This is a genomic window from Microcoleus sp. BR0-C5 (assembly GCF_036705045.1).
GTDB lineage: Bacteria > Cyanobacteriota > Cyanobacteriia > Cyanobacteriales > Microcoleaceae > Microcoleus.
On sequence record NZ_JAUBTR010000046.1, the window covers coordinates 44,832 to 55,233 of the forward strand.

General features: G+C 44.0%; 6 protein-coding genes and 2 pseudogenes. 2 read left to right on the plus strand and 6 right to left on the minus strand.

From position 1 onward, the window contains the following. Positions 1 to 55 precede the first annotated feature (55 nt). Positions 56 to 1,348: an endonuclease/exonuclease/phosphatase family protein gene (locus QUB08_RS20705; RefSeq protein WP_333226651.1), complete on the plus strand. Its 1,293-nt coding sequence runs from the start codon at positions 56 to 58 to the stop codon at positions 1,346 to 1,348. Here QUB08_RS20705 and QUB08_RS20710 read toward each other — a convergent pair. The 4 genes from QUB08_RS20710 to QUB08_RS20725 form a co-directional block, all read right to left on the minus strand. Next, on the minus strand, positions 1,315 to 2,997 hold the full coding sequence (locus tag QUB08_RS20710; RefSeq protein ID WP_333226653.1) for a dynamin family protein: 1,683 nt from the start codon (positions 2,995 to 2,997) through the stop codon (positions 1,315 to 1,317). The two genes, QUB08_RS20705 and QUB08_RS20710, sit on opposite strands and share 34 nt — an antisense overlap. Before the next feature lie 14 nt (positions 2,998 to 3,011). Beyond that, complete coding sequence (locus QUB08_RS20715; protein WP_333226655.1) at positions 3,012 to 5,090, minus strand: dynamin family protein; 2,079 nt, start codon at positions 5,088 to 5,090, stop codon at positions 3,012 to 3,014. A 33-nt stretch (positions 5,091 to 5,123) separates the two neighbouring features. Then, positions 5,124 to 5,456 carry a hypothetical protein gene (locus QUB08_RS20720; RefSeq protein ID WP_333226657.1) on the minus strand — a complete coding sequence of 111 codons (333 nt, stop codon included), beginning with the start codon at positions 5,454 to 5,456 and terminating at the stop codon, positions 5,124 to 5,126. Positions 5,457 to 5,897: 441 nt separating this feature from the next. Further along, complete coding sequence (locus QUB08_RS20725) at positions 5,898 to 6,419, minus strand: pentapeptide repeat-containing protein (protein ID WP_333149996.1); 522 nt, start codon at positions 6,417 to 6,419, stop codon at positions 5,898 to 5,900. A gap of 227 nt (positions 6,420 to 6,646) precedes the next feature. Between QUB08_RS20725 and QUB08_RS20730 the strand changes: the two genes are divergently transcribed. Then, positions 6,647 to 8,185 carry a SagB/ThcOx family dehydrogenase gene (locus QUB08_RS20730; RefSeq protein WP_333226659.1) on the plus strand — a complete coding sequence of 513 codons (1,539 nt, stop codon included), beginning with the start codon at positions 6,647 to 6,649 and terminating at the stop codon, positions 8,183 to 8,185. Positions 8,186 to 8,228: 43 nt separating this feature from the next. Here QUB08_RS20730 and darG read toward each other — a convergent pair. Together darG and darT are read right to left on the minus strand one after the other, a co-directional pair. After that, positions 8,229 to 9,218: pseudogene (gene darG, locus QUB08_RS20735) on the minus strand (type II toxin-antitoxin system antitoxin DNA ADP-ribosyl glycohydrolase DarG); the annotation flags it as partial. 61 nt (positions 9,219 to 9,279) lie between these two features. Beyond that, positions 9,280 to 9,912, minus strand: a pseudogene (gene darT / locus QUB08_RS20740) (type II toxin-antitoxin system toxin DNA ADP-ribosyl transferase DarT). Between the last annotated feature and the right edge of the window lie 490 nt (positions 9,913 to 10,402).

Genomic DNA, 10,402 nt, shown 5'->3' on the forward strand with positions numbered 1-10,402 from the left:
ACTGCATGATTCATTCCCAATCTAAAATCTAAAATCTAAAATCTAAAATTGTATAATGGACTATATCATCAGAAACACAATCACGATCGGATTGCCTGCTTTAATGCTATTTATCGCCATAGCAGCTACAGGGAAAACAGGTGACGCAGCCGTTTGGTCGGGTTTGGTCAAAGTCGGCGGTTCCTTTGGTATGCTGGTCGGTTTAGGTGTGTTGGTATTTGTAGGATTTGTTGCCAATTATTTTAGTTATTTTGTGGTAGATAGCTTGCTGGTGAGATTTTATCAAAAGCGGCGAGAGTTGGAACAGCCAGAACAATTGGTAACAGAAATTGATAAATTGCCGATTACCAATGACCTCAAAATTAAGCTGAAATGGGCGGTGATGCACAGCAATCCCAACAAAAGCCTTAGCTTGAAGCACGTAATTTTAAAATGGTTTATTATCGCAGCAACGGTAAATGCCGTATTGTCAATAGTCGGTTATTTGGGAGAATTCAACATTTTTTTTGAATTGAGTTCTCATTTTAAACTACAATATCTGCTGGTTGGTTTCTCTACTTTTATATTATTCGCTCTCGTGCGCTCAAAAAAAATATGGTGGCTGGTGAGCGCATTTTGCATTATCATTAATTTGGCAGAAATTGTTCCTTGGTATTTCCCAGCGCCAGCCTTTGCAGGAGCGACTCCCGGACACAACTTGCGGATTTTGCATTCAAATGTTTTAAGGAGTAATCGGCGATATTCTGAGGTGATATCGCTGGTTAAAGCAGAACAACCTGATATCGCAGTTTTTGTAGAAGTCAACTCAACTTGGGCAAAACAGTTATCGGTTTTAAGCGAGATTTTTCCTTACTCTTCTACCCAGCAAGAATCTGAGAGATTTGGCAGTGCAATATACAGCAAGCTACCTTTAGAAAAATCTTCTGTTAAAGCCTTTTCAAATAGAAGAAAGAGCTTGTTTGCGGATGTTAAATTTCAAGGTAAAATCATTTCTCTGATTCTTGCTCATCCGACTGTGCCAGTCAAACAGGAGAGTTTTATCAATCGCAATAAACAGCTAGCCGGCATCGGCGAGTATGCAGCCCAAGTCAAAAATCCGCTGATTGTGGTTGGGGATTTCAATACCACAATGTGGTCGCCATTCTACAAAAATATGGTCAAAACCGCAAACCTGCGAAATGCGCGATCGGGCTTTGGCATTTTACCGACTTGGCCAACTTTTATGCCGCTGGCTTATATTCCGATCGATCACTTTCTAGTCAGCAAAGAAATTGGTGTTTTAAAGATTCGTACTGGCCGCAATGTCGGTTCGGATCATTTGCCGTTAATTACAGATTTGGTCATTTGAAGGCAGGATTCGATATTTTCTAACAAATTATTGATTAACTGGATCTGGTATTGCTGAATATTTGTCTGTAGTGGCTCTTTGCTGTCTTGAAAACAGATAACTTTTCCGGCGATTTCCTTGTAGTGTTGCAGCATGGAAAAAGTATCGGTGCTGAAGCGAGCGAGATAGTTTTTAGCAGCCTCGTTGCAAATTTCCGTTACTTGATTTAGATAAGCTTGTGGCGATTCAGGCGGCTTTTCATACCCAGTTCTTTTATTCAAAATATAGCTAGCACCGCCGACTACTGCTGCTCCCACAGGCCCGCCCAATAGCCAACCTAAGCCGGTGGCGATCGCCACTGGAGCCACTTCGCTGTCGATCGACTTTTGAGCGGGAGGTGGTGGCGGCTCCGGTAAACTGACTTGCGGGGATGGGGGAAACGAAATCAAAAGGGCGATCGGCTGTTCTTTCTCAAAGAATTCGCAAGCTTTATTTACCCATTCTGCGATGGTTTGCTGCTGATGTAAGACCTCTCGCTCAAATTTTAGCTTCCACGCATCAAAACTCCCTTCCTGGAGCGAGAGCGCCATTTCCGATTGATATCGCTGCAAAAGTGTGGGCTGGTAAAGCCAAATCTCGAAATCGGAAACGCTGGCGTGAAAGCCTTTTAATATCAATTTTTCTGCTTTTTGTTTAATTTCAATTTTGTCTTTGTGCTTTTTTTGAGCTGCAGCTATTTCTGCGGTGACAGTTTCAGCTTTTGCCCGGAGAGATTGGCAAATTTTAGTAGCTATGGCTTCAATTCTGGGCAACTTAACTGCTAGTTGTTCCTGTTGATCTGCCACAATACTTTGCAAAGCCGATTCAAACATCGCAATTCCTGAAGTTTGGGCGGCCGCCACATCTCCTTTCAGCCTGGCCCTCAAAGCCGGCAAAGCATCGACGCGGTAGATATTGCTGATATTGTTCGGCAAATTGGATCGAAAACTTTCGGCAACAAACAACAAGCGATTGTAAACTTGTTTTTGGTCGTCTGGTTCGAGTAGATTGAGAAAATTGGCAACAAAGACGACAGTGTTGATGTTGCGATCGCTCAACCAATCTCTCAAGTTCTCCCGTTCGCCTAAAGTCATCAATTTGCGAGCATCTAAAACCTGCACAACTAAATCAGCCGTTAACAATTTATCCCGAACCAAATTATCCTGTTCTTCGCGATCGTTGGTTCCCGGCAAATCCAGCAATTCCACACCGGTTTGCAGGAATGGATGGGGACAGTAAACATTCACGGCCGCCACATCATCCCGCATTTGTCTCGCGTCGTCAAGGATGGCGTAGCGTTTCAAAACATCAGTCCCCGGTTCGCTAATTTCCGTGCCGTCTTTCAGGGTAATTTTTGCGTGCAATTCCTCGCCGTAGTTGACATAAATGGCAGCACCTGTAGTGGGCACAAGGTCGATCGGCAAAGCACGATTTCCAAGCATTGCATTGAGCAAAGTTGACTTGCCGTAATTAAACGGGCCAAAGACAGCTATTTGAAAAGTTGGTTTGGCGAGATAGTCGCAGATTGAGGTAGTATCTCGATACAGTTGGGAGTTTTTTTCAAGTTCGAGAATACCGAGTGCTGATTTGAGATTGTCGGTCAGGTATTGATAAATTTCGGGTTGTTGCATATTGTTGTTTTATTTCATTTAGCGGATGCTAAGAAAGCTTGATATAGCGATTCAATACTCTGCGACTCGGCAGAAACATCAGCCTCCAACTTTTTCAACCGCTGCGATTCAGCCTGACAATTAATCTCGCGAGATTCCTTTTGGTTCAGCAAATTATCTAACTCAGATTTCCGAGAAGTAATATCAGCATTCATGCGATCGCCCACTTCCCGCCCGTAAACATCAAAACACTCTTTTACAGCATCATGAATCGGCTGCCACTGCTCTTGAGCCACCTGCGGCAGATATTTCACTAGCTCTTTTTTCGCCGCTTTCACCAACTGTTTATGAGCTCCGTCTGCTTGCAAAACCCCAACACCCATCCCCAATAAAGCCAAGTACAGCGGCCCCAAAACAATCCCCGTCAAACTAGCAAGAATCGTACTGACGCTCAACACAGTGATTAAGTTGAGCAGGATATTTTTCCAATCAAAACCCGCTCCTGCCATTGCTACACCTGCCAGATTTCCAGTCGTTAACGAGAACAATCCCATCGCCCATTTTGCCCAACCTGGCGAGTTATCTTCGTTCGAGTTGCTGACTGCTGCTGGTATTTTTTGTCCCGTTAGTTTTTCGGTAATTTTTTCAGTCACTTTCGTGTAAGATGCTCCGTAATTTGCGGCACTTTTCGATAGCTGCGAAAATGCTGAATTCATTTCTTGTTCGGCCGTGAGAGTCCAAGCTGCTAGTTTGTCGTTGATGTACTGCTCGAATGCTCGTTTGAGCGATGCTTCAAAAGCTTCTCGCTTGCCTTGGCTGAAGAAATCCAGAAATCTCAGTTCAGGTTGATATCGTAAGAAATCTGTTTCAAAGGTATTTTCTAAGTTGAGAACGTAGGCACGGAAAGAATCTGCGATCGCCCGCGATTTACTATCTCTAACTTCGATAATTTCTTGTTGAAATTCATCGCGAATCTGAGTCAGCTTCTTAAACTCCGGCTCAACTGAATTAATCTTTTCCTTCAACTCATTGACATCGCGATCGAGTAATGGTAGTCGGCGCCCAACTGCTTCGCGGACTCGATCAGAAATTTGACGCGCCAAAGTCCTGGCCGGACGCAATTCCGAAATCGCCCTTTCTTGCGTCAAAAACGTATTTAGTGCCGCCATGAATTCGGGAAAACCAGTTCCTGCCAAATCCGCATCCGGGTTTTTTATCCGCAACCTGAGCGCCTTAATTGAGGTAATTGCAAACACTCGCTCGTCGTAAATATCGTGTCCTTCTGTTAAACAATATTCAGCCAAATTAGCTTGAAAAACCCGCCGCAGTTTCCCTTCTGCTTCTGCTAATTCTTCAGGATCATCTGGGTCTATCAAACTTTCCCGCACCTGATCCCAAGCATTAATCAGAAAGAAAATGCTCAAACCGCGACCTTTGATGTAATTTTCTAGATAGCGTCTTTCCCCCATTGTGCAAGGCTGAGTTGCCCTGAGTACAAACAAAATAGCGTGGCAGTTGTTGATGTAACCAAGAGATAATTCGTTACGGGCTTCTGTATCGTTCAGTCCGGGACTGTCTACTATTTCTATGCCTTTTTCCAGCAAAGGTAAGGGATATTCTACTACGGCGCAATCGATATCTGGAAATGCTGGTTTCTTTTCTTCTTCTAAGCGTTTTGCCTCAGCGGGGTCAATTGTGTAGTTCTGTTTAAAACTTTTAAAATCTAGCTGTTTTGGGCTTTTGCCGTCATTGAAATAAACGGTAACTTTTTTTTCTGAACCGTAGCGCAAAATCGTCAGCAAAGCTGTACAGGGATTTACATCGCTGGGCAGTAAGTTTTCGCCGATTAACGCATTGAGAAAAGTGCTTTTCCCGCGTTTCATGTCGCCTAGCACTAGCAGGCGAAAGACTCCTTGGCGCAAGTTTTTACTAGCGATATCAATGTCGGCGTTGTCTGTTTCTAAACCGAGTTTTCCCGATGCTTCTCCTCCTGCTAATTCTGATTGGTTGATGGCTGTGGCGATGTTGCTGAGGCGAGTGGCAATTTCTCGGCGCACGGCGGCTACTCGCTCTAAATCGTTGAGAAAGTTGCTAGTTTCTACTTTAAGGTTCATGGGTGTTTCCTGATAGTTTCCTGCTTGAGCTTTTCAACTTCTCTCTTCTTCAATAAACATTTTGTAAGCGATCCAAGCAATGCCTCCAACTATCAGGGCGGCTGCCAGCCAAGATGCTATGCGAACTGCAACGACAACAGCAATGACAATGCCTGTAAATTGAGCCGCTGCTATAATTTTTCGGCGCCACTGTTTGAGTTTGCCGTTAACTTGGCTGTCTGGTTCTTGGTACTTGCTTGTTAGATGTTCTGGCACGGAGCGGTCGATTTCGGATTCTAGTTCGCGGAGCCGAATTTCTTGTTCTCGCTTCCGCAGTTCTTGTTCTTTGCGCCGGAGTTCTCTGGATTTGTTGTCAGGAGAATTCATAAATTTTAGCCTGTTTTCCGCTGGAAAAATGTGTTATTTATTGTCAATGTTGCGGAGGGATAAGTTCTCTACGACTGTAACTCACATTTTCCGGCGTGTCGAGAAATGTTAAGAAATTTTAAAAATGGCGATTCCCTAGGGGATAGCTACGCTGTCGCGCATTTAAATTGTATATTCAGGGCGGGCGGGACGCCCACCCCACCCCACAAGACGGGGAATTGTTTTTTAACACACAATTTAAGTGTAGAACAGCTTACGCTTCACGACTAAGGATCGCGAATTAAATAATTTACACTCTTGAAAGTGGGTTGGGCGTCCCGCCCGCCCTTTCTGGACGGGCGGGACGCCCATCCCACAAGAGCCATCAAAATTCTAAGTTATTTAATTCTCATTCCTAATTAAGCCGATCGCCCTACGCCCTAGACTAGCCGATGCAAGTCATCAATAGCCTTCGGGCCCGATAGTAGTGCGATCGCACTCGGCTTCCGACAAATCAACCAAGCGCGATCGAAATAAGTTGCAGCCCGCTAATTGAGCTTTACTTAACTTTGCTTTCTCCAAATTAGCTCGGCTCAAATCCGCATATCTCAAATCGGCATTCGTCAAATCTGCATTGTACAAATCTGCACCTTGCAAATTGGCTTTCTGCAAATTAGCACCTTGCAAATTGGCGTGACGCAAATTTGCTCTTGATAAGTTGGCTCTTGATAAAGTTGCTTCCGACAAGTTAGCTTGATAAAGTTGAATGTCGCCCAATTCAGCCTCTTGCAAATCAGTTTTATAAAGATTGGCTTGAGTCAAATTTCCGTAGGGCAAATAAGCTCGCCTGAGAACGCTACCCGAAAGATTTATTTCTGTCAAATCTGCTTGAAACAAGTTATCTTCACTTAAGTCAACGGCGTTAAAGTTTCGCTGGCCCTCAGCATACTGAGCAAGCAATTCCTCAGCGCTTAGCTTTTGCATTTTCATTCCTCATGACGACAGCTACTGCAGCCAATCCATAACAGTAATTAATGGTTATTATTCTGTGTATTTATACTTAGGCATTGTTTTATGTTAAGCTTGTGTAACAACGATCTCATTTTTTCTAAGATTTTTTTTATATTTGTAAATTTTTGCCTTGCTCGACCAGTAAGCGGTTAGTAATGTCAAGATCGATCGAGAAACCACAGCGAATCCTCTACTGAAATATGCCAGAACTTCCTCTCTCCATTGCTCAGCACTACCACGAACGGACAAAATACGACCCTGAAACCATTGCGGCCAAAAGCAAACAGCTAGATTGGACAGAGCAACCTGTGCCTTTCAAAGAATATAAAATTGGAGCGTATTTTGACCTCAAGCCTTATCTAAAAGATCCCTCGGAGGATGCCGATGCCGATCCCGATGCCGCTTGGTGGCATCGGTTATCTAGCTTGTTGCTGTGCAGCTACGGGTTGACGGCGAAAGTGCAGACGGTAGACGACAGCTACCTCTATTTGCGATCTGCACCGTCGGCGGGTGGACTCTACCCAGCAGAGGTTTATTTAATTTCCCGTGGCACTGCCCAGTTGCCACCCGGACTCTACAACTATCAGTGCAGAACTCATTCACTTGTTCATTTTTGGGACAGTCAAGTTTGGCCGACATTGCAAGCAGCTTGTTTCCAGTCGCCCGCGCTAGAAAATACCCAATTGGCGATCGCCATTACCACTGTTTTTTTCCGTTCTTCTTGGCGTTACGAAGACCGAGCTTATCGGCGAATTTTTCTAGACACCGGCCATTTATTGAGTAATATCGAGTTAGCTTGCGCCGTCAACGATTACCGACCTCACCTGATTGGAGGATTCGCCGACGAAGCTGTCAATGAATTACTGTACATCGACTCGGAGCAAGAAGGAGCGATTTGTGTAGTTGCTTTAGCCGACTTGCTAGATATTGACCAAAACTTGCCTAAATTTAAAACAGCTTTGCCCGGAAACACCACCACAGATTACCCGAAAATTTCCGAAGGTCAACTGTTAAAATACCTCCACAAAGCCACGCATTTAGAATCAGACCCTACCGGAGCGGATGGCTGGAAACTTGATGAAAGTGAAGGGGAATTAGAGGATAAATACAACTTTCCATTTTGTACTAAAGTTTCGACGGTCACTCCTTCGATTCCTTGGGGAGTGAACCTGGAAACTTTAGAAAACACTATGCTTAAACGGCGTTCGACTCGTGCTTATACAGGTGCTTCTTTGAGCTTGGGCGAATTGCTAGCTATGCTCGATTTTACTTACCAGCCCCAGCACTATATCGACCAAGGATTAGACGGTTCTCCCGACTATTTTGATCTAAGTTTAATCGAGACTTTTATTGCTGTTTCGGGAGTGAATGGGTTAGAAGAAGGCTGTTACTATTACGCTCCGAAAGCTCAAGAATTGCGGCAAATTCGGTTTAAAAATTTCCGCAGGGAACTGCATTTTTTGTGTTTGGGGCAAGACTTGGGCAGAGATGCGGGGGCGCTGTTGTTTCACACGGCGGATTTGAACAGGGCTGTAGCAAAATATGGCGATCGAGTTTACCGCTACTTGCACATGGACGCGGGTCATTTGGGCCAGCGGTTGAATTTAGCAGCTATGCAACTGCGTTTGGGTGTCAGCGGTATCGGGGGCTTTTTTGACGATCGCGTCAATGACGTTCTCGGTATTCCTGCGGGTGAGGCTGTGCTTTATATTACAAGTCTCGGAAGACCTCGATCGTAACAATTAGTCCTCAGTCAGCATTAGTCAGAAGGCAGAAGGTATCCTAAAAAAACCAACTCTGCTCGCGAAGCCGCTGCCACGCTTTGCGAATATGTTGAGGCTTAAATAGTTCGTTCTTGCGAATGTTCCATTCGCGTACAAGTTCGATCGCTCTTTCGCAATCCTCTGCTGCTTCCCTATTTTCCCTAGCAACCCAGTGAACAGTAGCCAACAGTTCCATGCCGTAAGGAGTTTCAAAACCATTAATTAACCCGCTCACACGCTCTAGTCTAACATTAGCGTCAGCAGCATTTTGTAAAAAATCCCGCGCGGCTATTTTACCTTCAGACAACACATAGATTTGTGCCTCTCGGCTTCTGTCTCCATAACCTCGAATATAATGGCCTTCCAGCTTCTGCAAAACATGATTGAGATTATTTGCATAAGGCCCGTACTTTTCTTTCACATACTGCAATTTTAGTGGTTCACCTGCTACCTGAAGAAAATAAGCTAGCTTTTGAATTTCCAGCATTGTCAAGCGATAGCCAGGAATTCCGTACAATTCGAGCAAGCTAATAAATAAGGCACGAGCGCGAGTCATTTGGGATTTTTCGGTAGCAATCCGCATTGAATCAGCTTGCGGAGTAGCCTGGGGTTCAAACAGCAAAACTTGCACATTTGGCAGTTCCGAAAAAGCTGATTCAATTAGCGGTTTGACTGTCTTCCAAGACAAGCCACCATTTCCGCAGCCTAGCGGAGGAACGGCAATAGAAGTGATGCCTAATTGCTTTACTTCCTGAATCAAAGCTTTTAGTCCTGTTTTAATATCTTCGATTTTTGATTTGCCTCTCCAGTGACGTTTAGTCGGAAAATTAATAATGTATCGGGGATTAAATAGATTGCCAGAAGATACTACAAACATTCGGCCCGGCTGCACTTCACCGGCGCGACAAGCCTTTTCATACTGGCGGAAGTTTTCGGGATATGCCTGCTTGAACTGCAAGGCAATTCCTTTGCCCATAACTCCCACACAATTAACTGTGTTGACTATGGCTTCTGCATCTGCTTATAAAAGGTTGCCTTCCTTGATTTCAATCACTTTTACTTCCCTGTTTTTATTTATTATAATACCAATTTTTCTGCACAATTACGGAGGGTTTATGCGTAAATTTTTGTAAAATATTTTCTGTTTTTGCTTTGATTGTATAATTGATGACGCCGATTTCTGTGATTAACTCCCAAGGGAAAAAGTTGCGAACTAAGAACTCGGCTTGACGCCTGCGCTTTCTGTCGTTATCTTCGTTTGTGTCGTTCCAGTAATGGGATTCCATCACCTTCCAGTCGATCGCACCTAGATAGTTGAGGTCGTCAAAAAAATCGGTGAATCCCATGACTGCATGACCGTCAGTAAAAACAAAATCTAAACCTCTAGCATATATATCTTCTACATCAGAAACTAGGTGAATAACTGTTGCTTGACCTTGAATATAGTTTGGTACATTGCCCTGATTAATGGTGTATAACATCGGAGAGCGCGGTGCAAAATAAAAGGGAACATAATCGTGCAGTACGCCACCTGCACCGCAGGGAACGCGGATTCTAGCGCGACGATCTTGGATATTTTCCTAGGAGATATTAGTGTAGTTAGTTCCTGTCTCAAGCATAACGTTGTAAGCTAACAATCCACCTTCAGAAATAATAGATTCTAGATTGTCAATGGGGGTGATGTGGTAGATAGGTAATGGCACTGCTGTTATCTGTTGGCTGTTTCAGGTTTAACACATAATTATAATACAGCACTTTGCGTGACTAAGAGGTACAGTAACAGCAGTGAGCAAAATAATTTCTGATTGGCTTACTTGAACATAATTTCACTCCCAAATCCAAGAGTTTTTCCACTATTTGTACACTTTTAGGTATGAATCTCCTGAGCAATGCCTTTAGTTCCCACCATAAATGTTCTATTGGATTAAATTCTGGTGAGTTGGCGTGATAAATACACTAAGCTGTTGTGCATCTAATTTGACAGTCAATTTGTCTACAATTGTGGAACGGGCATCCTGCCCGTTTCTGGATGCAATTTAAATGCGTAGCAGCTTACTCTTGCTCCCACTGCCTCGATCATTTCTGACACCCCTTCTACCTTATGTACTCTCAGATCATCCATTACTACTACCGCTCATGACCACAATTTCGGTGCCAGTTCTTCTTGCACAAACTTCAAGAATTCCTCTCCGT

Coding starts and splice junctions, on each gene's coding strand:
- QUB08_RS20705 (WP_333226651.1), top strand. CDS start 56: ATGGACTATATCATCAGAAACACAATCACGATCGGATTGCCTGCTTTA.
- QUB08_RS20710 (WP_333226653.1), bottom strand. CDS start 2,997: ATGCAACAACCCGAAATTTATCAATACCTGACCGACAATCTCAAATCA.
- QUB08_RS20715 (WP_333226655.1), bottom strand. CDS start 5,090: ATGAACCTTAAAGTAGAAACTAGCAACTTTCTCAACGATTTAGAGCGA.
- QUB08_RS20720 (WP_333226657.1), bottom strand. CDS start 5,456: ATGAATTCTCCTGACAACAAATCCAGAGAACTCCGGCGCAAAGAACAA.
- QUB08_RS20725 (WP_333149996.1), bottom strand. CDS start 6,419: ATGCAAAAGCTAAGCGCTGAGGAATTGCTTGCTCAGTATGCTGAGGGC.
- QUB08_RS20730 (WP_333226659.1), top strand. CDS start 6,647: ATGCCAGAACTTCCTCTCTCCATTGCTCAGCACTACCACGAACGGACA.